At 39.0% G+C, this 24,784-nt stretch carries 22 protein-coding genes and 6 tRNA genes; 13 read left to right on the top strand and 15 right to left on the bottom strand.

Annotated features, from left to right (window positions below; all coding sequences use genetic code 11):
* Positions 1–28 precede the first annotated feature (28 nt).
* Positions 29–2,281 carry a sensor domain-containing phosphodiesterase gene (locus AAEY62_RS16910; RefSeq protein ID WP_350635467.1) on the bottom strand — a complete coding sequence of 751 codons (2,253 nt, stop codon included), beginning with the start codon at positions 2,279–2,281 and terminating at the stop codon, positions 29–31.
* A 313-nt stretch (positions 2,282–2,594) separates the two neighbouring features.
* On the opposite strand from AAEY62_RS16910, the gene cysZ reads away from it, so the two are divergent.
* Complete coding sequence (gene cysZ, locus AAEY62_RS16905) at positions 2,595–3,305, top strand: sulfate transporter CysZ (protein ID WP_010554723.1); 711 nt, start codon at positions 2,595–2,597, stop codon at positions 3,303–3,305.
* 72 nt (positions 3,306–3,377) lie between these two features.
* Here the strand turns inward: cysZ and AAEY62_RS16900 are convergent, their stop codons facing one another.
* The 14 genes from AAEY62_RS16900 to hemA all read right to left on the bottom strand — a co-directional run bounded on the left by AAEY62_RS16900 (position 3,378) and on the right by hemA (position 18,682).
* Positions 3,378–3,899 (bottom strand): hypothetical protein, encoded by a 522-nt coding sequence (locus AAEY62_RS16900; RefSeq protein WP_197117989.1) that lies wholly within the window; start codon positions 3,897–3,899, stop codon positions 3,378–3,380.
* A gap of 1 nt (position 3,900) precedes the next feature.
* Complete coding sequence (locus AAEY62_RS16895) at positions 3,901–7,209, bottom strand: PKD domain-containing protein (protein WP_350635450.1); 3,309 nt, start codon at positions 7,207–7,209, stop codon at positions 3,901–3,903.
* A gap of 16 nt (positions 7,210–7,225) precedes the next feature.
* Positions 7,226–8,311, bottom strand: a complete 1,086-nt coding sequence (gene rlmM / locus AAEY62_RS16890) for a 23S rRNA (cytidine(2498)-2'-O)-methyltransferase RlmM (RefSeq protein ID WP_007583974.1) — start codon at positions 8,309–8,311, stop codon at positions 7,226–7,228.
* Between the two features lie 17 nt (positions 8,312–8,328).
* On the bottom strand, positions 8,329–8,697 hold the full coding sequence (locus AAEY62_RS16885; RefSeq protein WP_007583972.1) for a DUF423 domain-containing protein: 369 nt from the start codon (positions 8,695–8,697) through the stop codon (positions 8,329–8,331).
* 19 nt (positions 8,698–8,716) lie between these two features.
* Positions 8,717–9,352 (bottom strand): alpha/beta family hydrolase, encoded by a 636-nt coding sequence (locus AAEY62_RS16880; protein ID WP_350635448.1) that lies wholly within the window; start codon positions 9,350–9,352, stop codon positions 8,717–8,719.
* 2 nt (positions 9,353–9,354) lie between these two features.
* Positions 9,355–10,257, bottom strand: coding sequence for a transcriptional regulator GcvA (locus tag AAEY62_RS16875; protein WP_002958561.1), 903 nt, complete (start codon positions 10,255–10,257; stop codon positions 9,355–9,357).
* A 121-nt stretch (positions 10,258–10,378) separates the two neighbouring features.
* The gene (gene kdsA / locus AAEY62_RS16870) at positions 10,379–11,233 is read right to left on the bottom strand and encodes a 3-deoxy-8-phosphooctulonate synthase (RefSeq protein ID WP_007583968.1); all 855 of its coding nucleotides are present in this window, start codon (positions 11,231–11,233) and stop codon (positions 10,379–10,381) included.
* Positions 11,234–11,242: 9 nt separating this feature from the next.
* Positions 11,243–12,496 carry a DUF819 family protein gene (locus AAEY62_RS16865; protein WP_024591612.1) on the bottom strand — a complete coding sequence of 418 codons (1,254 nt, stop codon included), beginning with the start codon at positions 12,494–12,496 and terminating at the stop codon, positions 11,243–11,245.
* A 14-nt stretch (positions 12,497–12,510) separates the two neighbouring features.
* Positions 12,511–13,338, bottom strand: coding sequence for a tetratricopeptide repeat protein (locus AAEY62_RS16860; RefSeq protein WP_350635446.1), 828 nt, complete (start codon positions 13,336–13,338; stop codon positions 12,511–12,513).
* A 149-nt stretch (positions 13,339–13,487) separates the two neighbouring features.
* Complete coding sequence (locus tag AAEY62_RS16855) at positions 13,488–13,862, bottom strand: SirB2 family protein (RefSeq protein WP_007583965.1); 375 nt, start codon at positions 13,860–13,862, stop codon at positions 13,488–13,490.
* 29 nt (positions 13,863–13,891) lie between these two features.
* Positions 13,892–15,436, bottom strand: a complete 1,545-nt coding sequence (locus tag AAEY62_RS16850) for a response regulator (protein WP_007583964.1) — start codon at positions 15,434–15,436, stop codon at positions 13,892–13,894.
* 54 nt (positions 15,437–15,490) lie between these two features.
* A complete protein-coding gene (gene prmC / locus AAEY62_RS16845) occupies positions 15,491–16,330 on the bottom strand; it encodes a peptide chain release factor N(5)-glutamine methyltransferase (RefSeq protein WP_350635444.1) in 840 nt (279 codons plus the stop codon).
* A 2-nt stretch (positions 16,331–16,332) separates the two neighbouring features.
* Positions 16,333–17,418 carry a peptide chain release factor 1 gene (prfA, locus tag AAEY62_RS16840; RefSeq protein ID WP_007583962.1) on the bottom strand — a complete coding sequence of 362 codons (1,086 nt, stop codon included), beginning with the start codon at positions 17,416–17,418 and terminating at the stop codon, positions 16,333–16,335.
* 7 nt (positions 17,419–17,425) lie between these two features.
* Entirely contained in the window at positions 17,426–18,682 is a 1,257-nt protein-coding gene (gene hemA, locus AAEY62_RS16835; RefSeq protein WP_010554718.1) for a glutamyl-tRNA reductase, read from the bottom strand.
* An 83-nt stretch (positions 18,683–18,765) separates the two neighbouring features.
* Between hemA and lolB the strand changes: the two genes are divergently transcribed.
* The 12 genes from lolB (at position 18,766) to AAEY62_RS16775 (ending at position 24,784) form a co-directional block, all read left to right on the top strand.
* Positions 18,766–19,353 carry a lipoprotein insertase outer membrane protein LolB gene (lolB, locus tag AAEY62_RS16830; RefSeq protein ID WP_024593864.1) on the top strand — a complete coding sequence of 196 codons (588 nt, stop codon included), beginning with the start codon at positions 18,766–18,768 and terminating at the stop codon, positions 19,351–19,353.
* 2 nt (positions 19,354–19,355) lie between these two features.
* Positions 19,356–20,213 (top strand): 4-(cytidine 5'-diphospho)-2-C-methyl-D-erythritol kinase, encoded by an 858-nt coding sequence (gene ispE / locus AAEY62_RS16825; protein ID WP_010554716.1) that lies wholly within the window; start codon positions 19,356–19,358, stop codon positions 20,211–20,213.
* An 88-nt stretch (positions 20,214–20,301) separates the two neighbouring features.
* Positions 20,302–21,249: a ribose-phosphate pyrophosphokinase gene (locus AAEY62_RS16820; RefSeq protein WP_007583957.1), complete on the top strand. Its 948-nt coding sequence runs from the start codon at positions 20,302–20,304 to the stop codon at positions 21,247–21,249.
* A 149-nt stretch (positions 21,250–21,398) separates the two neighbouring features.
* Positions 21,399–22,010 (top strand): 50S ribosomal protein L25/general stress protein Ctc, encoded by a 612-nt coding sequence (locus AAEY62_RS16815; protein WP_008171830.1) that lies wholly within the window; start codon positions 21,399–21,401, stop codon positions 22,008–22,010.
* A 19-nt stretch (positions 22,011–22,029) separates the two neighbouring features.
* Positions 22,030–22,614 (top strand): aminoacyl-tRNA hydrolase, encoded by a 585-nt coding sequence (gene pth / locus AAEY62_RS16810; protein WP_007583954.1) that lies wholly within the window; start codon positions 22,030–22,032, stop codon positions 22,612–22,614.
* Between the two features lie 53 nt (positions 22,615–22,667).
* Positions 22,668–23,759, top strand: coding sequence for a redox-regulated ATPase YchF (ychF, locus tag AAEY62_RS16805; RefSeq protein ID WP_007583951.1), 1,092 nt, complete (start codon positions 22,668–22,670; stop codon positions 23,757–23,759).
* A gap of 332 nt (positions 23,760–24,091) precedes the next feature.
* A tRNA-Met gene (locus AAEY62_RS16800) sits at positions 24,092–24,168 on the top strand.
* Positions 24,169–24,215: 47 nt separating this feature from the next.
* Positions 24,216–24,300 (top strand) — tRNA-Leu (locus AAEY62_RS16795).
* Between the two features lie 39 nt (positions 24,301–24,339).
* A tRNA-Gln gene (locus AAEY62_RS16790) sits at positions 24,340–24,414 on the top strand.
* A 5-nt stretch (positions 24,415–24,419) separates the two neighbouring features.
* Positions 24,420–24,496: transfer RNA gene (locus AAEY62_RS16785), tRNA-Met, on the top strand.
* 90 nt (positions 24,497–24,586) lie between these two features.
* A tRNA-Leu gene (locus tag AAEY62_RS16780) sits at positions 24,587–24,671 on the top strand.
* 38 nt (positions 24,672–24,709) lie between these two features.
* A tRNA-Gln gene (locus AAEY62_RS16775) sits at positions 24,710–24,784 on the top strand.

The following is a 24,784-nucleotide window of genomic DNA, read 5'->3' as shown; positions in this document are numbered from 1 at the left end:
AGATTTAATCCCTCTAATTGATTAAGTATTATTGCGGATTGCTATTAGCACTATGCCATTTTAAATAACGTTCTTTATCCATCGGCTTTGCAACTAAGTAGCCTTGCATAGTGTCAATATTCATTTTTTTAAGTAAGTCATACTGCTCTGTTGTTTCTACGCCTTCTGCAACGACCACTAAGTTTAAGCTTTTTCCTAAACTGATAATTGTTTGCGCGATATTAAAGCCAATCTCATTATCTAAAATTTTATCAATAAAGCTTTTATCTATTTTTAATTCTTTAACAGGAAACGCACTTAAGTAAGCTAAGCAAGAGTATCCAGTTCCAAAATCGTCAATCGAAAATAAAAAGCCAGCCGCAATGAGCTCTTTCATTTGCCTAATTGTATAATCTATATCACTAGAGAGCATTGACTCGGTTATTTCTAACTTAATTTGTGATGCTCGAATATCAAATTCATTGATAGTGTTGAACAGCTCACCTTTTAAATTTGATGAATTGAACTGACTTTGACTAATATTAATTGAAACACTAAACGAGTCGTCAATGATAGCGCTTGCTTTAAGCTCGTTAATTAAAATACATATATCATGCAAAACAATATTTTGTAGTTTTTGAATAAGTCCGTATTGCTCTGCAATAGGTATAAATTCGTTTGCTGTTATCAGCCCTCTTTGAGGGTGGTCCCATCTAATAAGTGCTTCAGCACCAACAACATCACCCTGCGTATTAACTTGTGGCTGAAAGTAAGCACAAAACTCATTAGATGCAATTGCTCTCACTATGTCGGTTTCTAGCTCTGTTTGCTTTTCAAGTAGTGTTTGCAAGGCTGGATCGTAAAAGCTGCTGCTATTACCTCCTTTATTTTTAGAACGATACATAGCAGTATCTGCAAATTTTAATATATTGTCAGCCTGTGCATTTACGCTATCAATTAGGCAAATACCTATGCTACAACTTACTTGAAATGCAAGGTTGCCCACTTCAAACTTATCATGAAAAGCTCTTTGAATTTCTTTAGCAACGGCTTTACATTCTAGGATTGCTTGCTTTGTATCTTGCCCTATGTGTTTGAGTAAAATAATAAATTCATCACCACCCGCTCTGGCCAGTGTATCTGAGCCTTTTATTATTGCGCTTAACCTTTTTGATAACTCTACAAGTACTTCATCACCCGCACTGTGCCCTAACGAGTCATTAATACGCTTAAAGTTATCTAGGTCTAAAAATAATAATGCCCCTATATTTTTATTACGCTTAACACTCTCTACACACGCGCTTAATCTGTCGCTAAGCATTCTTCTATTTGGAAGGTTAGTTAATGGATCGTAAAAGGCGAGTTTATGAACTTCTTGCTCAGCCTTTTTCTTTATTGAAATATCTCTGGCCATCCATACTACATGTCTTTTTGTAGGACTATTGGGGTTGTAATGATCTAAAGCGGCAGCTCGTCCCTCAAAAACTATACTTCCTTTTGGCACATCTAATTCATATTCAAAAATTTGCATCTCGTTAGTCGATAGAGTTGTTTCGATGACATCCATTATCATCTTCGCATCTTTTTGAGGAAGCAGGTCTTTAACATTTTCACCAATAAGATCCGTGGTCGAATCAAGCAGTAACTCATTAGAGGTACCATAAACATCGGTATATGTGCCATCTTCACTTAAAATGAGGATGAGATCGGGCATTACTTTGGTGAAGGCTTTAAATTTTTCATTACTGTGCTGTAAATTAACGACAAGCTGTTTTGCCTTCTCAAATTCGTTACTTTTCTCAAGAGCGATACTTGAAAAGTGCACAAAAAAATCTATTAATTCTAAATCTTGCTCTGATGGGGTTTTAGGTGTGCTGTGATAGATAGCAAAGGTGCCTAACAAATCAGCTTGAGTTGAAAAAATAGGTGTTGACCAACATGACCTAAGATCAAACTTTAGCGCTAAAGCTTTAAAGTCCTCCCATAGCGGTGAGATTTCAATATTTTCTACAATTGTGCGCGATTTCGAAAATGCAGCAGTACCACAAGAGCCCACTTTTGGCCCTATGTGAACCCCATTAAGCAAACTACAGTACTCTGGGTGAATATTAGGGGCTGCGCAATGAAAAAGCTGCTGGCCTTTAACTGATAAAATGGAACACCTAGCAGATTCATCATCAATAATCTGCTCTATTGATAAACAAATTTCAGTAAGCACCTCATTTAAAGGTACCCCTAATGCAATTTTAGATAAAATGCCTTGCTGGTGAGATAATAACTTTTTTAACCTATCCGTACCCATTTTCACTTGCTCGCATTATTTATACATATTGATACAACAAAAAGCCTCTGGTAGATGCTTTTTTTCTACGTAGTAAAGTTCAGTATAGTCATGATTAGTAAGTTCATTCTTTTATTAATAAAAAAACTAATCTGGTCTACATTGATTAATCATAATTGCATATTACTAAACACCTGTAGTTACTATATAACCAAAACCGCAACATTAAAGCTAACACTTTGTTACTTAAAATTACTGTTCAAAATTATTAAGCTATTTATACTATAACTAATGGTAAATATTTTTTGAGGTTACAGTGCAGATCACACAAGGTATGGAATATTTTTTTTCGGGATTTAAATTAATTAGCCAAAAAGGGTTAAAGCGCTTTGTACTTATCCCGCTTTTAATTAATGTTCTGCTATTTGGTAGTTCGTTGTTTTTCTTATTTGGATGGCTAAGTGATAGCTTTAGCTACATCAGTAACATGCTACCAGAATGGTTAAGCTGGCTTGAATGGCTAATGTGGCCAATTGCTGTATTAGTCGTATTATTTAGCTACAGTATGCTATTTACTATAATCACTAATTTTATTGCAGCCCCATTCAATGCTTTATTAAGCGAAAAAGTTGAGCTTTATTTAACGGGTCAAAAAATTAACGATGATGGTTTTTCCGAATTAGTTAAAGATGTACCTAGAATGCTTGCCCGTGAGTGGACAAAGCTGTGCTATTACCTTCCTCGCGCTATTGGTTTTTTCATACTACTTTGGGTTTTACCTGTCATTGGCCAAATACTATGGGTTTTGTTTACCTGTTGGATGTACGCAGTACAATACGAAGACTATGCGTTCGATAACCATAAAATTGGCTTTAAACAGATGAAAGACGATTTAAAATCTAAGCAAGGTTTATCATACGGGTTTGGTTTTGCTGTTATGTTATTAACGGCTATACCCTTTGTAAACTTAATAGTTATGCCTGTAGCTGTGTGTGGTGCAACACGTTTGTGGGTCGATAATTATCGACCAAAATACCGTAGTTAATTAAGAGGTTGCTGACTTTTTAATATCCGAAGGACACCGCACCCGAGATAAAAAAGCACCTAAGGTGCTTTTTTAATCTATTTTTAAAACAATAAACTCAAGCGATGCACGCCTTGGTAATGCGACGCTTTGTTTATCTACTTCTTCAAATTTTTTAATCAAAATACTAAAGCGCTGATTGTTAAAATTAACGGCTGTAACTTCACCAATTTTTATACTGTAGTTTTGCTGCTGATCAAACAGCTTTAGTGTTCGCCCTTTTATACGCTCTACGAATAAGTAAGGTGTTTGGTCTGGCATCTTTAAACGGATAACATTGATTTTACTTAACTCATGTACCGCCACCCAATTTTGACTCTGCATTAACGTATTATAACTACTAATGCCTTCAGGCTGATAAACAACATCTTGGTTTATAACGCATGTCTTACAGCCCTTTACTGATTCAACTCGCCAGTCAATAGCTATATTTTTGTAATATAAATTGTCATTTTTTAGTAACCATTCACGTGCATTGTTAGTATCGCTACACGCTATTAGTAAGCTTAAAAAACTACTACAAACAATAAACTTAATACTTAACCCTAGTTTCATATTAATGCTCTTTAATTGCTTTTAACTCAGCAATAATTGCACTACTTGGCTGCGCTTCTTTTATATAACTGGGCAGCGTTTCAATATTAGTAGGTGAGCTTTGTAAATTATACACCTTACTATTATTAGTATTTGGCACGCCAAATCGATTACCTGCACTTTGCATATAAAACTGCAAATTAAGCATGCTCCACTCATTTACATCACTAAGTATTGATATTGTATTATCTTGGTTAGTATCAAAGCTGGTTAAGCTTTCGGTGTTAATTGCATTACAGTTAAAATCAACAGGTAGTGAGCCATTTCGATTTAGCCCCTGTGCTTCAAGTATTGTGCTCTCATTTAAATCTGCTGAACTACCACTTGAATAATCAATAATAAAATCATCTGTAGAGCCTAAATGACTATTAGTATTTGGTGTAATATCGCAGCTAGCATTGCCGGGATAAAAACGCTCATAATAACGATCGCCTTCGTTATTACCTATTGTTGATAAACCCGCTAATTGATATAAATAATTCATAGAGCTTAAATGATTAGGCTTAAAGTTAACCTCTTCATCGCCACCATGGTATAAGCCTAAGTTATGGCCTAGCTCATGAAAGATAGTTGATGCTTGATAATTATAAGTTACATTGGTTGCTATTTGCGTATCGAGCGTTAAGCCCCAGCCGCCCATAGTTACCATTAAATCATTACCGCTGATCTCAGCAATACCCGACCCACTAATACTACCATCTTCATTTCCACTACTTGCCATTAATAAGTAATGAAAAATGGGTCTGCGGGTTATATCGGTATATTCCATTTTATAAGCAAACAAATTAGGGCTACTTAAATCGTACTCAAACGGAGTATAACTATTAAAAGGGACAACATTTCCGCCACCTAAATCAAAGTTTTGCGGCGCAATATCGCTATTTTGATCAAATAAGTCACCTACATCAAAATGAACGGTATAGCCTTTACTTGCAAATACACTAACAATTTTTTCAAGTGCATTTCGATGAGGCGTTATTCCAACATCACTACTATCCATATAATCTATTTCAATAAATATATCTTTTTGTGAAGTACGCGCTCCCCATTCATATAAAGGCAGCCCACCAAATGTTGCCCCCTCTACCTCTGCGCAATCTGGAATACCGTCTTCATCATCATCTATTGAGCAAGATATATCGTTAGGCCCTGCCGGAGTATTGAATACTGAGTAGTTCCAGTCTGTATTTTGGTTGGTATCGGTTGCGCCGAGCGTACGCTTTAAGCTGGCGCCCTGCTCTGGCAGTATTTGTGCAGCGTTTTCGCCTTGCCACTGCGAGGCTGTTACAGGCTCTTGGGTTGAATTTCCAAACTTAACAAAGTCGATAGTTTGTGTACCCGCACTATTAAGTAATTCTGCAAAACCATTTATGTACCAATAAGGCCTAATTTGATCATTCGCGCTACCAACAAGTACAAGCTTAGTGTTATTTAATGATGCAATTGCTAAAAAATCATCGCCAAAGCGGCTTTGTAAAATAATATAGGCGCCATTTAAAAGCTCTTTATTAGGCAGCGTAAATATTTGCTCATCACTCAACGTACTATCAGACATATTAATACTGCGAGCTTTAAGAGAGTAGTCTTGTAAATTTACTGTCGCACCGGTGCCGTTATAAAGTTCAATCCAAGGTAAGTCATTACTAAATTGCACAGATGAAAGCTCTGTTATTTTTATATCTTGGCTAGAAGTTGTAAACGAGGTGGCAGTTTGCGCCAAAATAGTTGTGCTATCAAAATTAGCTAAATCAGCTGTAACACGAACAATATATTGAGTGTCTTCATCAAAGCTTGCGCTTAAATTTACAGTATAAAAATAAGTACTTGTGTCGCTGGTAGTACCCGACAAACTTTCAATAGTTAAGGCCAAGCAAGTAGTAAAATTATCTGCTGACACTTGTACGCTTCCAGTACAAGTACCACTACTAGAGTTAACGGCTAAAGTACTCACGAGCATAATATCTGAAAATGTAATGCTAACAGGGCTATCTACAAATACTGGTTCATTACTATTTTGGGGCGTTACATTACTAATTGTAGCGGGCGTTGAATCAACAACGGTAACATTCAATACAAATTCAGTTGTGTCTTTTGTATCAGTCGCCGTTAACGTATAGCTTTGTGGAGTGATACTGTTTGCAGGAGGTGTGTAACTAAAACGTAAGGCTTGGGCGTCAATAACACTGATTTGCGCACCATTTAAATCATCACCAAAGTCAATCTGTACGCTATCGTTATCTGCGTCGCTAACCACTAAGCTAAATTCTGTGGCTTGGTTATATTGCACATTTATATTTACATCATCGGCAGTCGGTGGGTTATTTGGGGCTAATATTACAACTATTTTCTGGGCGTTATTTGTAGCGTTATCGTCATCGGTAACAGTTACTACAAACGTTACATTGGTATTTTGCGCAACAGTGGGCGCATTAAAGCTAATACTTGTTTCTGTTTGGGTAAGTTCAACTACAGGGCCACTTGTTTGCTGCCAGGTTATGCTATTAATACTACCATCGCTGTCTTGTGCATCTGCAACTAGGGTTACAATGTCATCTTTTTCAGCTTCTTCTGGGCCTGTAACAATGACTGTTGGCGCGCTATTTACTTGATTAATTAAAACCGTTTTACTCGCTTGAGCGCTTTTACCGGCATTGTCTGTTACGGTTACGCTAAAGCCTAGCGTTGTATTTTCAGATACATTGGGGGCAGTAAAACTAAGTACACCATCTGACTGGCTAAAATCAACATTATCTCCCGCAGACTGAATCCAACTAATAGTGCTTATGGTTCCATCTGTATCTTGAGCGTTAGCAACTAAGCTTACTTGTGTGTTAGCAAGTGCACTACTTGGGCCTGTAATATTAACTGTAGGTGCATTATTTTGAGAAGTGATAGTGCCTGAAAATACTTGTTGTGCAGTAGCACCTGAATTATCAGTAACAGTAACTGAAAAACTAAAGGTCGTGTCAGTGGTTACACTCGGTGCAGTGGCTGTAAGCGTATTGCCATTAACAATAAATGTAAATTCAGGACCACTAAGTTGTTGCCATTGATAATTGGCTATTTGCCCGTCACTATCACTTGCAAGCGCAGTAATAGTAAACGATTGGTTAGAGACAATAACGTTACTACTAACAGAGAGCGTAACACTGGGCGCAGCGTTACCAGAGGGCGTAGTTGAATCACTACCTTCTCCGCCGCCGCCACAACCTGTGATTAAAAGTGATAAAAAAAGTAAACTTTGCCATTTATTAATATTGTTTTTTACCACTTTTAGCCTCTACATATTAACTATACAAATTTTGTGGCACCTTAGTAACGTTTAAATGAACGGTTATTTCCTCACGATCATGATAGAGATGTTTAGCTTGTAACTCGTAATTAATGCTATGTTTCTCAAGCTCTTTTCTTATCATCGAAAGACATTCATAAACACTATCAAAGCGTTTTTTCATAGGTAGTTTTAAGTTAAATATAAACTCTTTTGCGTATGCATTTACTGCCCAGTCAATCATTAGCGTAGTCACTTTGGTTGGTTTTTCCACCATATCGCACACTAACCAAGTAATATTTCTTTTTTCTGGGCGATATTTAAAACCATCTGCTCTAAAATGTTTAACTTGACCCGTTTGCATTAAATCGTCATTCATTGGGCCGTTATCAATCGCACTTACAAACATACCACGGCGTACGAGCTGATAAGTCCAACCACCCGGGCATGCACCTAAATCAACACTGCGCATACCTGCTGCCACGCGTGATTCACGTTGTTGCTCAGGAATAAATACATTAAACGCTTCGTCGAGTTTTAGCGTTGAACGACTCGGTGCATCGCTTGGCATACGAAGGCGTAAAATACCCATGAAAAATGGAGAATTATTAAAGCTATACGAGTAACCAACATAAGCCGTATTGTTTGTTAAAAACATGACATGCATTACTGGGCGGTTTGCTTTTGGCTCACGCAGTACTGTATTTTGTTTTTCGAGGGCTTTTTTAAGCGGCGTTGATATTTTTTTACAGAACGTTAAAAGCTCTTTGCCTTCATTTGTATCTGGCGTTTCTACGCGCAGCTCTGAGCACAATGTAAAATCTTTAGCAGCTTCAACTACTGCACTTACACGGTCCTCTACTGGCATGTTTTCAAGTAATGTACCGGCAAACCATTGGCGTGCGAACACCATATTTTTAAAATCGACTTTTTTGATTATTTCGTCGCTGTGATGCGCTTCAAAACATTCGTAAACAACATAACCTGTATTTGGCTTTGCTTTTACATACCCTGCAAAACCCTGCTCTGCAGCATGAAACGTTATTTCAGCAGCGGCATCGCTTTCAAAACCACTACGACAATAAATCACAACACTAGACATATTAACCCTTAAACTCTTTAAAACTTAAATCGTGCGACTTGCACTAAAATAACAATCCAACCAATAATAAAGCACAATCCACCAAGCGGTGTTATCGGCCCTAGCCACTTCATATCTGTTAGAGCGAGTAAATATAAACTGCCACTAAAAAGTAGTGTGCCCGTTATAAAAAAACCACCAGCCCAACTCAGGTTTATGCCCCATTTGATTAAAATAGCCACCGCAATAAGTGCAAGGCCATGCACCATTTGATACTCAGCAGCTGTTTTAAAAACCCCTAATGAATACTCCGATAAACGGCTTTTTAAACCATGGGCAGCAAATGCACCTAACATAACCGAGAGCATACAAAAAATACTGCCGGCCATTAAAAATAATTTAATCATCTAATCCCCTAATCGAGTCTTAACACATCTCTACTTGTTGCTTAATAAATTCAACGGCACTTAACGCTGCTGTTTCTCTATTTTGCAGTTCAGTTACGCCACTTTTTTTACGTGGCTTTAATGAATGATCGCCATCAGCCAGCCATGTGAGTAAAGGCTGTTTTGGCATTTTCATAGTAAACAGTTCTTCACGTGTACCAAATGTATCTCGCTCGCCCTGTAATACTAAAAAAGGGCAAACAATATCAGCAAAATGATCGGTGCGTAACTTTTCTGGCTTACCCGGCGGATGAAATGGATAACCAAATGCAATAACACCCGAAAGTCTTTGCTCTGTGCTACACGCAAGCATTGATGCCATGCGTCCGCCCATCGATTTACCGCCTATAAATAACGGTAAATCTGGCTGCGCCTGACCAAGCACTTGCTCATAATAAATAAGTAGCTTTGGCGCTCGCTCAGGAGGCCTACGTTTATTAGTTTGTTTAGCAATTTGCATATATTCAAAATCAAATAAACCAACATCAACACCTTGCTCGCTTATTAATTTTGCCATATGTTGCATAAAGTCAGAATCGCTACCGGCACCTGCACCATGCGCAAATATAAACTGTGCAATTGCAGGTTGTGCGGTGCTTTTAAACCATTCAATCATTATTAATACTCATGTTCTTGCTCATGCTCTACTAAGCTCAGCATCCACTCTTTAAACGAAACTATTTTACCAAGCTCTGTTTGAGATTCGCGAAGCACTAAGTAATATGCATTTTTACTTTCTAGACTGTGATTAAACGGAATAACCAAACGCCCTGCATCTATGTCGGGTTTAGCTAATACACTATTACCAATTGCCACACCTTGCCCATGTACTGCAGCTTGTAACACCATTGATGAGTGACTAAATATAGGTCCTTGATTTACCTGAATGTTACGCACGCCTGCAGTTTTCATCCACGTTTTCCAGTTTTTGCGTGTGGTGTCATGCAATAAGGTGTGATGCGCTAAATCACTAGGTTGATCAAGCGGCTTTAATCCGCTTAATAACATAGGACTACAAAGTGGTACTAAATATTCGGTATGAAGTTTGTACGCTTGTACGCCATTCCAATGACCTCTTCCGTAGTAAATAGCAATATCTACGTCATCAGTCAGTGAGTTTTCGTCTTGATCTTGTGCTTTTATTCGCACGTCTATCTCTGGGTGTAACTCATTAAACAAACTCAAACGAGGCACTAACCACTGAATAGCAAAACTTGGTGTTAGACTAACTGTTAATGAGCCCTTAGCACCACGGGCTAATAGCTTTTCAGTTGCATCAATAAGCTGAGTAAAAATCTCTTTTATATCTAAAAAATAGCCTTGGCCTTCTTCAGTTAATAATAATGAGCGGTTTTTACGTAAAAACAACTTTAAACCTAAATGCTCTTCAAGTGTTTTTATTTGATGACTTACTGCCGCCTGCGTTACATAGAGCTCTTCTGCAGCCTTAGTAAAACTTAAATGACGCGCAGCCGCTTCAAAGGCTTTTAATGCGTTTAATGGAGGTACCCGTCTTGACATAATAACCAAGCTTAGAATTAGTTTTTCTTATGCGTGAGATTATATACATCATATAAGTTTGTGTATATTAAAGGCATAAAAAAAGCGACCTGAGTCGCTTTTTAATAAACATCATGCTTAATTATAAATCGCTTGCACTTGTATCAAGTGGGGCAAAGCTTTTAATTAAATCATCAACAGCTTTCATTTGCGTTAAGTATCCTTCTAACTTACTAAGCGCTAGCGCACATGGGCCATCGCATTTAGCTTCGTTAGGGTTTGGATGCGCCTCAATAAATAAACCTGCAATACCTAGCGCCATACCACTTCGAGCAAGCTCTGCAGCTTGTGCACGACGACCATCAGCAGAGTCAGCTCGTCCACCAGGGCGTTGTAGCGCATGTGTTGCATCAAAAATAACAGGCGCCATTGCTTTCATGTCATCCATACCCAGCATATCAACCACAAGGTTGTTGTAACCAAAGCTAGAACCACGCTCACAAAGTGCGATGTTATTATTACCCGCTTCATTAAATTTAGTAATGATGTGGCGCATTTCATGCGGCGCTAAAAACTGTGGTTTTTTCACGTTAATAATTGCACCTGTTTTAGCCATCGCCACAACTAAATCTGTTTGACGTGCTAAAAAGGCTGGTAACTGAATTACATCAACAACTTCAGCAACAGGTGCTGCTTGATGCGGTTCATGTACATCAGTAATAAGCGGTATGTTGAAAGTCTTTTTAATCTCTTCAAATATTTTTAAACCTTCTTCCATACCAGGACCACGGTACGAATTGATTGAAGAACGGTTAGCCTTATCAAATGACGCTTTAAATACATAAGGAATATTGAGTTTCGTCGTAACTTCTACGTAATGCTCTGCAACACGCATAGCTAAATCGCGAGATTCTAATACGTTAATACCACCGAACAATACAAACGGTTTGTTGTTTGCTAGTTCAATTTCATTGATTTTAATAATTTGGTCTTTCATTTAAATTCCTTACGGTGCAACTGCTTGCATCATTAATCCACAAATATAAGCCATATAAGTACCCACACCATAGCCCAGTACAGCTAACAGAACACCAACAGGCGCTAATGACGGATGAAACGCTGATGCTACAACAGGTGCAGACGCTGCACCGCCCACATTAGCCTGCGAGCCCACAGCCATATAAAATAACGGTGCTTTAATTAGTTTAGCTACTACTAACATTATGCTTGCATGCACTAGCATCCAAATTGCGCCAACTAAAAATAACCCAGGGTTATTAAAAATAGCGGTTACATTCATGTGCAAACCAATTGATGCGACTAAAATATATAAAAAGCTAGAGGCTACCTTTGAAGCGCCAAACGCTTCTATTTGTCTAACTTTAGTAAACGATAAGCCTATGCCAATCGTTGTTGATATAACAATTAGCCAAAAGAATTTACTGTTTAAGCTGTATTCTTTTGCCCACTCATAAGTAGTGCCAAAGTACGGACCTAAAAAGTCAGCACAAAAATGCGCTAAACCGGTTATACCAAATGCAATTGCAAGCAGCGTCATGTAATCGTTAAGAGTAGGAATACGCGCGTGTTCAGCATGATAGGCTTCAACACGTTTTTTTAAATCTTCAATTGCGCTTGTATCAGCACCCGTAGCAGCATCAATTTTTTTATGATTTGCTGCCATTAACAATAAAACAGCCATCCAAATATTCGCGACTATTACATCTACTGTAATCATTACAGAAAATATATCACCACCCACTTCAAACATCTCTTTCATTGATGCCTGGTTAGCACCACCGCCAATCCAGCTACCCGCAACGGTTGTCATACCGCGCCATACTGCATCGGGCCCATGACCACCAACAATACTTGGATCAAATGCACTCACTACTAAAATAGCTAATGGCCCACCAATAACAATGCCCAATGTACCCACTAAAAACATAATGAGCGCTTTAGGGCCTAAGTTAATAATAGCTTTTAAATCAATACTAATGGTAAGTAGTATTAAACAAGCAGGCAGTAAGTAGCGCGAAGCCACATAATAAACATTAGATTTATTACCATCTACAATACCAAAGGTATTTAATAACGAAGGTAAAAAGTAACACAGTAGTAAAGCAGGTACGTATTTATAAAATCGTTTTAAAGCTGGACGCTCACTGTTTGAGGTTTTAAAAATAACCCCCAAAATAACAGCAAGCAAACCAAGCACAACGGCATCATTTGTAATTAATGCGCTTTGAGTTTCAACCATAATTATTCCTATTCTTAATGGTGCGTTTTATTATTATCTTCTAGTTCTTCTATTTGGTGTTGAATAATCTCTATTGCAGGATCGTCCGGACACTCATCGACAAAAAACTGTAAATCATCACGTGCCATTTTAGGGCAACCGAGCTGATTTAATAAGTAACCTCTGTCGCGTCTCTCATACGGGTCGTCGCCTATTAGCTCCATTAGCATCTCTACACAGGTCAAAGCATGACCAAATTTGTTTTCGCTAATGAAAGACCATTTTTGCTGAGCTAAAAATAGCTTATATACTTCGTCATCAAAAATTAACTCTAAAGGCTCTTGTTCTTGCCCATCATCTTCATCTGCGTTTTCAGGGATGATATACCAGCTTTGTTGCCCGCTGCTTGGCTCAATTATATAGCCCTCTTCATCACTTATCGCCACATGAACACCAACATCACCCAGCGTAAGACTAAGATTTGCATCAAAGTTAGCGTGTTGTAAAAAGTGACAAAGTATAATTGCAAGCGTTGTTGGTGAGCCACTACGCATAGAAAGCGTATAGCTTAATGTATTTAATTTGTATTCTGGCACTTTTAAGCCTGAGGCACTAAATAGCCAATCGCTGTAAAACATATCTAATAATTTTTCGAAGCAATCGTGCTCATCACTCACTTTTAAACACAGCGCTGAAATTTGCTGTTCAAAGTCAGTTAAAGTTTCATAACATGGTGTTAAATCTATCTGAGGGTCCCATTTTGACTCTGCTTTAATACAGCGGTAAATCGCTGGAGGTGTAAATTCATCGTAAGCATCATCAAGATAAGATTCATCGTGTTCGTCAAACCCGAGGGTAGTCATTAATACTGCAACATTTTAGAAAACGAAGGCGTAGTTTACCTAACTTTAAAGCTATATACCAATATAGAGATTTTTTTGAATATTTTCTGAGAGGGAGTCGTATTTGAGCTTTATAAAACAACTATAAAGCTCAAATAGTCAGGTATTACTTAAAGCAAAAAAGCTGATTTAGACGTCGCTAAATAACCTATCGCTAAAATAACAGCAGTGTTAACTAAAACGTAAGCAACTTTAGCCGTCATTTTAGTTTGTCTGGCGCTTTTAGCCCCAATACCAATATATATAACCACTAAAACTATTTTTTCTAATAGCCAATATTGTTCAAACGGGTTAATTTTAGCCATAAATATAAGCGTAAGTGCAGACACTAATAACAAAGTATCTATACTATGACTACCAATCATTACCGCTTTATTTTTTGCTAATTTACCACTGCCCATTCGCGAAAATGCGCGAACATAAAATAAAATCACACTCAACATCGCAATTGCCATGTGTGAATGCTTTACTGCTAAATAATCCATATGCCCCTGTACTTCTGTTTTATAAAAATTTAATCAGGAAAACGGTTAAGAACCGCTTCTAACTCATCAAGCTTCTCGTTAAATACTTCAACCAATTTTGGTTCAAAGTGTGTGCCTTTTTGAGCGTTAATTTCATCAACTACGTTTTGCAGTGTCCAAGGTTCTTTATAGCATCGTTTATGGCGAAGTGCATCGTATACATCAGCAAGTGCAACTATACGACCAAATACATTAATTGCGTTTCCGCTTAAACCTTGTGGGTAACCAGAGCCATCCCATTTTTCATGATGCTCTTTTGCAATAATTGCGCCTGCACTAACAATCTCATGCGGCGAGTCTTTTAAAATAGTATAGCCTTTATCAGTATGGGTTTTCATCACTTCCCATTCTTGGGCGTCTAACTTTGCTGGTTTATTTAATACCGCATCAGGAATGCCCACTTTGCCTACATCATGAAGAGGCGACGCCAACCTTACTAAATCAGCATCATGCTTAGATAAGCCATACCCTTGTGCCAATATATGACAAATATGTGCTACACGCTTAACATGATTACCTGTCTCGGTTGATCGCTGCTCTACCGCTTCACTTAACCTGTAAACAAGCTCTTGTTGCGTTGCTTCTATTTCAGACTGAAGTTGTACATTTTCAAACGCAAGTTGCACGTTTTGAGAGAAAATCTTAATTAAATGGCGCTGAGTATCCGTTAAATCCTTTGGAATACCTGATATAAATAGCATCGAATTATGATTGTACTCACTGCTACAATACGCAAATAAGTAGTTATCTTTATAAATAATGCTTTTTTCATTAAGCGCCTGATGACATGCACTTAACTGTTCAGCTTGTAATACCTCATCGAGCTCTTTACCTTCACTTTTTTCAAAGTCACCGGTACCCGAGCAAACAATTAATTTTTTATTATTTTGTGCTTCAGGATTTTGCGCAACTAAAGTAGTTGCATACATAGCTTGATCAGCAATACCGAGTAAAGAAGTTAACTGCTGCATAACGCCTTCAATAAAGTGCTCTATTGAATGCGCAGAAAAAATATCACGGGACGCTATAATTATTTTCTCAAGCCCTTCGCGTGACTGCTCAATCGAAATAATATCCCGATACGAGCGCAGGCTCGACATAATAACAGTAAATAACTTTTGAGCCGTTAGCTCCGTTTTAGATTTGTAATCGTTAATATCATAATTAATAATTACTTGTCGTTCAGGTGCTTGACCAGGTTGACCCGTTCTTAAAATAATTCGAATATGATTATTTTTAGCTTCTTCACGAATAAACTTAGCAACTTGCAAACCGGCATCATCGGTCTCCATTACTACATCAAGTAGTACAATGGCTGCATCTGGATGCTCTTTCACAAGCTCTTTTGCTTCAGCACCTGAGTACGCACTAATAAATTCTAAGCGTTTATTTTGAAACTCAAAATCACTCAACGCTAGTTTTGTAACAGCATGAACTTCAGGTTCATCATCAACGATTAATACTTTCCAGGTACCGAGTTCAATCTCATTGATTGCTTCTTCTGGCTCATCTGAAAATAAAAAATCACCCATCATAGTCGAAATTCCTTCATGGCATTATTTAACGCACTAGCAGGCAATTATTATTCTTTAGGGCCACTGTGCAAACGTTACACGGTCATTATCACCAAAGTCTTTCACTGTTTTAATATTCACAAATGCCATTTTTTGGAAAAAATGACGAACAGCTTCACCTTGCTCAAAACCGTGTTCTATTAAAAGATAGCCACTAGATAACAAATAGTCACGTGATTGCGTAATTATTTGTTTAATATCAGACATTCCACAATCATCCGCCACTAATGCCGACAAAGGCTCAAAGCGCACATCGCCCTGATTTAAATGTATATCACTGCTTTCAATATAAGGTGGGTTAGTGACAATTAGGTTGAATGTCTCACCATGTAACTCGCTAAACCAGTTGCTTTGCTTAACGTGAACGTTATTAATAGCCAATCGCTGCTGGTTACGTGTAGCCAGTGCAACTGCATCACTTACTCTATCTACAGCTGTAATTTTCCAGTTAGGCATTTCACTACCAAGCGCCAGTGCGATTGCACCAGTACCGGTGCCTAAATCAAGCACCTTGGAATCTACAGGTACATCCATTTCAAGAGCTTGCTCTACCAACGTCTCGGTATCTGGTCGAGGTATTAAAGTTGTTGCGTTAACTTCAAGCGATAAGCTCCAAAATTCACGTTGCCCCGTAATATGTGCAACAGGTTCACCGTTTAAACGTCTTTGGCAAAATGTATTAAATTGCTGTTGTTGTTCGGCATTAAGCGCATGCTCTGGCCAAGTAAAAAGGTAACTGTGAGGTTTTTGAAGAATATGTAGAAGTAAAACTTGTGCGTCTAATTTAGCACTTTCGCTGCTAGGTGCTAATAAATTAGCGCCTGCAGCAATAGCTTGTTCAAGAGTTTGGCTCACGATTACTCGTCGCCCATAGCCGCTAATAAGTCAGCTTGATGTTCTTGCATTAATGGGTCAATAACGCAGCTTAAATCACCCGCTACCACTTCATTCAAACGATAAAGTGTTAAGTTAATACGGTGATCGGTAATACGACCTTGTGGGTAGTTATAAGTACGGATACGTTCAGAGCGATCGCCACTACCTACTAAGTCACGACGTTCAGATGCTTCTGCCGCATGGCGCTTTTCATCTTCAGCCTGTTGCAAACGTGCTGCAAGTACTGACATAGCTTTAGCACGGTTTTTATGCTGTGAACGCTGATCCTGACACTCAACCACAACACCGGTAGGTATATGTGTAAGTCGAATAGCAGAATCTGTTTTATTAACGTGCTGACCACCTGCGCCTGATGCACGAAATGTATCAACTTTTAAATCTGCGGTATTAATTTGTATCGCTTCGGCCTCTGGTACTTCCGCCATTACCGCAACAGTACACGCAGAGGTATGAACTCGCCCTTGTGACTCAGTTTCTGGCACACGTTGTACGCGGTGTACACCTGATTCAAACTTTAATTGACCGTAAACGCCTTCGCCACTAATATTTGCAATAACTTCTTTGTAGCCACCGTGCTCACCTTCATTGGTGCTCACAACTTCTACTTTCCATTTTTTAGTTTCTGCATAGCGGCTGTACATACGGAATAAGTCGCCAGCAAAAATAGCCGCTTCATCACCGCCTGTTCCAGCGCGTACTTCAACAAACACGTTGTTATTATCTCGCGGATCTTTTGGCAACATTAATACTTGAATTTGATCTTCAATTACCAAAATTTGTGCTTTAGCTTCTTTATATTCTTCTTGCGCCATTTCACGCATTTCAGGGTCAGAATCTTTAAGCATTTCTTCTGCACTGGCTAAATCATCTTGCGTTTCTTTGTAAGTTAAAAACGTTTTTACAATCTCTTCAAGCTCAGAGTATTCTTTTGAAAGCCCACGAAAACGATTTTGATCACTAATGACCGACGGGTCGCTTAGCAGCGCTTGTACTTCTTCGTAACGCTCTACTAAGGTTTCTAATTTATTATAAACAGACTCTTTCATTTAACGGTTATTCCTGATCAATACCTAACATTTTTTTCAACTGGTTTAGCTGCGCCACTTCACCTTTTTTCGCTGCGTCTTGTATTGCACGGGTAGGCGCGTGCATTAAGCGATTGGTTAATTTATTGGCGAGCTCTAATATAATTTTTTCTGCATCTTTACCTGTATTTAGCTGACTAACAGCACGCTCTACAAGTTCTGACTTAATTGTTTGTACATCATTTCGATAATGGCGGATTAAATCTACCGAATCGAGTGAGCGCATCCACATTGCAAATTCTTTGGTGCGTTCAGTAATAATTATTTGCGCTTGCTGTGCAGCTTGCTCACGCGCTGCCATATTCTCGCTTACAATGGTTTGTAAGTCATCAACGGAATATAAATAGGCAGCATCTAGCTCACCTACTTGGCTTTCTATGTCGCGCGGAACCGCAATATCTATAAATAGCATAGGCTTGTGTCGGCGCTGCTTAAGCGCTTGCTCAACCACCCCTTTACCAATAATAGGTAAAGTACTGGCGGTAGAACTAATGACTATATCGGCTTCATGTAAACGTTCTGGCAACTGTGCAAGTGCGATAACATCTGCCGACACTTCATCAGCAAGGCTGCGAGCACGTTCAATTGTTCTATTAGCTACCGTTATTTTTTTAGGCTCATTTTGATATAAATGTTTAGCAACCAGTTCAATGGTTTCACCAGCACCAATCAATAGCACATTGGTTTGATCAAGCTTGCCATAAATATGTTTTGCTAAGTTAACAGCCGCAAATGCAACCGACACGGCACTTGCGCCTATATTTGTTTCAGTACGAACTTGTTTTGCTACCGAAAAGGTTTTTTGAAACAACCTATCAAAAGTAACCCCTATTGCATCGTGGGTTTTAGCACTAAAAAACGATTGCTTTATTTGCCCTAAAATTTGCGGCTCGCCTAACACAAGAGAATCCAACCCACACGCTACGCGCATTAAGTGGTTAATGGCGTCATTACCTTCATGGCAGTATATATTGCTGCTCAGTTCATGTTCATCCAAACCATGGAAACTGGCAAGCCACGTTAACAGTGTTTGGGAATTTTGCTGAGCGAGGCTACAATAGATCTCGGTTCGATTACAGGTAGACACAATAACCGCTTCATTAAAGTCGGCATGGCCACTTAATTGTTGCAACGCCTCTGAAATTTGCTCAGGCGAAAAAGCCACTTTTTCACGTAATTCTACGGATGCGGTTTTGTGATTTATACCTAGTGCTATTATGGTCATATTTGCCAAATATTGCTGAGCCCTACTTCAAAGGCGGTAATTTTACCAAAAATCAGCGGAATATGGAAAGTAAGGAACAACATTTGATTCGACAATATTTGATTTTATTCATGTTTTTTTTATTATTAGGTGGCTGTGCCCATCAAATTGATACAAAAACAACACTTTATGATGATTGGAAGCCACGTTTAGCTGCTCAAAAAACTTGGCAGGTCGAGGGTAAACTCGCGTTTATAAGCCCAGAAGAGCGTCAATCTGCAAACTTAAATTGGCAGCAAACAACAAATTCCAATAATTTAATACTGACTACTTTTATTGGTACTCGTATTTTGTCGCTTAAACAAACAGCAAATGGTGCTGAATTAGAGTTTGACGGCGATGAGTACTTTGATACTAATGCTGCAGAGCTTTTAAAGCGTTTAACGGGTTTTACACTCCCTGTTGATAACGCCGATAACTGGCTTAAGGGCACCATTGACGATCAAAGTTTAGTCGTTGATGAACTAGGCCGTGCTAAGCAAGTATTATGGTTTGATAATGCAGGCAAGAAATGGCAAATAGATTACGGCACTTACGTACAAAACGCAGGTTACTGGTTACCTACTAAACTGACGTTAAAGCACCAACAAATAAAAATAAAAATTCAACTCTACGATTGGCAGTTTAAATAAGTATGAATAACAAAACCTCTTTTTCACTTATTGCTCCGGCAAAACTCAATTTATTTTTACATATTAATGCTCGCCGAGAAGATGGCTATCATGAACTAGAAACCTTATTTACTTTTTTAAATTTTGGTGATGAGTTGCATTTTGAGCTAACAACAGACGGTGGTATTTCTGTCGGGGGTGATACTAAAGACATACCCCTAAATGATAATCTCATCTATAAAGCGGCTTTATTATTACAAACACACTGTAAAACCTCTTTAGGTGTAAAAATAAATTTAATTAAACGCTTACCGATGGGCGGAGGTGTTGGAGGTGGTTCATCCGACGCCGCAAGTACTTTATTAGCCCTAAATAAATTATGGAAATTAGAACTAAATTTAGAAATTCTAGCCCAATTAGGACTTAAATTAGGGGCTGATGTTCCGGTGTTCATACAAGGGCAAAGCGCCATAGCGCATGGTATTGGTGAGAAATTACACCAGGTAAAACTTGAACAAAAATGGTACTGCGTTGTACACCCAAATCAACATGTAAGTACCGCAAAAATATTTACACATCCAGATTTAAAACGCGACACACCAAAAATAATAGGCGATTGGAAACACCATACTTTAACCAACGATTGTGAGCCTTTAGTTAAAAAGCTTTGCCCCGAGGTTGAAAAAACCCTCCAGTGGTTGCTAAAATACGCACCGTCGAAGATGACCGGAACAGGTTCATGTTGTTTTGTCGAATTTGCTAGTCAAGTTCAAGCACAAGATGTACTTGAAAATCTCCCCCATACTTGGCAGGGTTTTGTGGCTTCAAGCGCAAATGTCTCACCTGCTCATACGGAGTTAACCGCCATATTCGATCAATGAAGTAACGTACAAGTAATCATAAGTTAACTCGCAGTGGTATTTATCATTGCCCGTTAGTCCAAATATTCAGTGCCTGAGGAACCCTACCGTGCCTGACATGAAGCTCTTCGCTGGTAACGCAACACCTGAGTTAGCTCAAAAAGTTGCAAAACGTTTATATATTGAATTAGGCGATGCTGTTGTTGGCCGTTTTAGCGACGGTGAGATCAGTGTTCAAATAAATGAAAATGTTCGTGGCTCGGACGTTTTTATCTTGCAATCAACCTGTGCCCCTACAAACGATAACCTAATGGAACTTATCGTTATGGTTGATGCTCTACGTCGTGCATCTGCAGGTCGTATTACTGCCGTCATTCCTTATTTTGGTTATGCGCGCCAAGACCGTCGTGTACGCTCTGCCCGTGTTCCAATTACCGCTAAAGTTGTTGCCGATTTCTTATCAAGTGTGGGTGTTGACCGTGTTCTTACGGTTGATTTACACGCTGAACAAATCCAAGGCTTCTTTGATGTACCAGTAGACAACGTATTTGGCAGCCCTGTATTACTTGAAGATATGAAAGAACGCGACTTTGAAGACGTCGTTGTTGTATCTCCAGATATTGGTGGTGTTGTACGCGCACGTGCAATTGCAAAACTACTAAACGATACCGATTTAGCAATCATTGATAAACGTCGCCCTCAAGCAAACGTTTCTCAAGTAATGCACATTATTGGTGACGTTGAAGGTCGTGATTGTATTATCGTAGATGATATGATTGATACCGGTGGTACGTTATGTAAAGCAGCAGAAGCACTTAAAGAACATGGCGCTAAGCGCGTATTTGCATACGCAACGCACCCTATTCTTTCAGGTAAAGCAGCAGAAAACTTACGTGACTCGATGATTGACGAAGTAATTGTAACTGACTCAATCCCGCTATCTGACGAGCTTAAAGCCCTTGATAAAATTAAGGTACTTACGCTTGCTGACATGTTAGCAGAGACTATTCGTCGTATTAGTAACGAAGAATCTATCTCAGCGATGTTTGAACACTAAAATTAAACATTCCTGAGTATAAAAGCGCCTTTTGGCGCTTTTTTTGTAAGCGATGTTTATTTTGTCTGGGCGTGGTGGTATGATAGCGCGCCTTTTGGCTAGGGACCTTGGTCGCAAAGGCCCTACACATTTTAATAACTGGAGACATCATGTCTAACAAAACTTATACATATAACGCTGAACTTCGCGTAGAAACTGGTACTGGTGCGAGCCGCCGCCTACGTCGCGAAGACAAAGTTCCTGCAATCCTTTACGGAGCTGACAAAGAAGCTTTATCTCTTACTTTTGCTCATAAAGATATGATCAAAGCACAAGAAGACGAAGGTTTTTACACGCATATCCTTACGCTTAACGTAGATGGCGAAGCTGTTGAAGTAATCTTAAAAGATATCCAACGTCACCCATTCAAGCCTAAGCTTACTCACCTTGATTTCCAACGTGTAGATGCTACTCATAAATTTCAAACTAAAGTTCCTCTTCACTTCATCGGTGAAGATATTGTAACTAAAGCTGGCGCAACTGTTGTTCACCAGTTAACTGAAGTTGAAATTACGTGTCTTCCAAAAGCACTTCCAGAATTCATTGAAGTAGATGTTTCTAAGTTTGTTGTTGGCGATTCTGTTCATATTTCTGACCTTACTTTCCCTAAAGGCGTTAGCTCTGTAGATTTAGGTAAAGGCGAAGGCCATGATCAGTCTATCCTGACTATCAAAGCAAACAAAGCAGCTCCAGTTGAAGACGACGCTGCAGCAGCAGAATAATTTTTAAGGTCTCGCAACCTTGAATTCTATTCAAATGCTTGTGGGCCTGGCTAATCCAGGCCCCGAATACGCAAACACACGCCACAATGCAGGTGCTTGGTTCATCGAGCAAATCGCTGCACGCTACAACTGCACCCTAAAATACGATCCTAAATATCACGGCCTTACAGGCAAAGTGATCATTCAAGGCCAAGAATTCAAATTATTGATCCCCACTACTTACATGAATTTAAGTGGTAAAGCGGTCGGTAGTTTAGCTAATTTTTTCAAAATCCCTGTCGAGGACATTTTAGTTGCCCATGACGAATTGGATTTAGACCCAGGCGTTGCCAAGTTAAAAAAAGGCGGCGGGCATGGCGGTCATAATGGTTTAAAAGACATTATTGCAAAAATGGCAAATCAAAAAGACTTTATGCGCTTGCGCATTGGTGTAGGTCATCCGGGGCATCGTGAAATGGTTACTGGTTGGGTGCTTGGAAAAGCGGCCAAAGCAGACCAAGAAAAAATGGATGCTGCTGTTGATGAAGCAGTTCGTTGCATGGAAATACTTGCAAAAGATGGTGTGTTAAAAGCACAAAACAGACTACATTCGTTTAAACCCTAGTAACTTGGGTCCAAGTACACCGTTTAAACGAATTCTAAACAAGGTATCTTACTATGGGTTTTAAATGTGGCATCGTTGGCTTGCCTAACGTTGGTAAATCAACGCTTTTCAATGCACTAACTAAAGCGGGTATTGAAGCCGCTAACTTTCCTTTTTGTACCATTGAGCCTAATACAGGTGTGGTACCTGTGCCAGATCCTCGTCTAGACGAACTTGCTAAAATTGTTAATCCTCAACGAGTTCTTACCACCAGTATGGAATTTGTAGACATTGCAGGCTTAGTAAAAGGCGCATCTAAAGGTGAAGGCCTTGGTAACCAGTTTTTAGCTAACATTCGTGAAACCGATGCAATTGGCCACGTAGTTCGCTGTTTTGAAGATGAAAACATCATCCACGTAGCAGGCACTATTGACCCTGCTGACGATATTGACGTAATCAACACTGAGTTAGTACTTGCTGATATGGATAGCGCTGAAAAAGCCCTATTCCGTAATTCAAAAAAAGCAAAAGGTGGCGATAAAGACGCTAAAGAGCAAAATGCTGTACTTGAAAAAGTAAAAGTGCATCTTGACGAAGGCTTAACTTTACGTGGTCTAGCACTAACTAAAGAAGAAAAAGCAGCAATCAGCTCTATTAACTTCTTAACGATTAAACCAACAATGTATATTGCAAACGTTGCAGAAGATGGTTTTGAAAATAACCCATACCTTGACCGCGTACGCGCTATTGCCGCAGCTGAAGATGCGATTGTTGTTCCTGTATGTGCCGCTATCGAGTCTGAGCTTTCAGAACTAGATGACGAAGACAAGCTAGAGTTTATGGCTGATCTTGGTCTAGAAGAGCCAGGTCTTAACCTTGTTATTCGCGGTGGTTATGAATTACTACAATTACAAACTTATTTCACAGCTGGCGTAAAAGAAGTACGCGCATGGACAATCCCTGTAGGTGCAACAGCACCACAAGCAGCGGGTAAAATCCATACCGACTTCGAGCGTGGCTTTATCCGTGCGCAAACTATTGCTTTTGACGACTTTGTTGCCTTTAAAGGTGAGAGTGGCGCAAAAGAAGCAGGTAAGATGCGTCAAGAAGGTAAAGAGTACATTGTTAAAGATGGCGATGTAATGAACTTCTTGTTCAACGTATAAGTACAAATTAAACCAATTTCACTTGGTAATAATTTTTAAAGGCTCGTTTTTACGAGCCTTTTTTGTATTTAAGCATTATAAAAATAATAATTAGCCTCAACTAGTCTATCTTTGTAATATCGCTTAATTAAAGAAGTACAGGGTTAATTAAGATTCCGCGCCTTAAAGGCAGCTAAAAAAACAGCATTTTTATTAAATTTTAGCCTGTTAGCTTAATTTTCCTGCAAACAAACACAGTTAAGTGTTTTTTTGCAAAAAAGGTGTTGACGAATTTGGGTCATATCAGCATAATACGCCCCGCACTCAGCGATGAAGTGCTAACAAAAAAAGATGGCTAAGTAGCTCAGCTGGTTAGAGCACATCACTCATAATGATGGGGTCACAGGTTCAAATCCCGTCTTAGCCACCATTATTTTTTTGTTGCTCAATGAAGAGTTTAAAATAACTACCTTGTGTGCGGGAGTGGCGGAATTGGTAGACGCGCTGGATTTAGGTTCCAGTATCTTAGGATGTGAGAGTTCAAGTCTCTCCTTCCGCACCATAATTCTTGATAAGAATTAAAACTATCAATTGTTATTGTTGGGATATCGCCAAGCGGTAAGGCACCAGGTTTTGATCCTGGCATTCCCAGGTTCAAATCCTGGTATCCCAGCCAACAATGGCTAAGTAGCTCAGCTGGTTAGAGCACATCACTCATAATGATGGGGTCACAGGTTCAAATCCCGTCTTAGCCACCATTTCTTCTTTTAGAAATGGCTCTGCAAGAGTTAAATTGCAGCTCAATGAAGAGTTTAAAATAACTACCTGTACTTTATTGTACAAACGATGCGGGAGTGGCGGAATTGGTAGACGCGCTGGATTTAGGTTCCAGTAACTTCGGTTGTGAGAGTTCAAGTCTCTCTTTCCGCACCATTTCTTGATAAGAAATAAAATTATCATTAATTCTTTGTTGGGATATCGCCAAGCGGTAAGGCACCAGGTTTTGATCCTGGCATTCCCAGGTTCAAATCCTGGTATCCCAGCCA

This window comes from Pseudoalteromonas sp. GW168-MNA-CIBAN-0100 (assembly GCF_040309225.1).
GTDB classification, from domain to species: Bacteria; Pseudomonadota; Gammaproteobacteria; order Enterobacterales; family Alteromonadaceae; genus Pseudoalteromonas; species Pseudoalteromonas arctica.
This window is presented reverse-complemented; position numbering and strand designations above follow the sequence as displayed.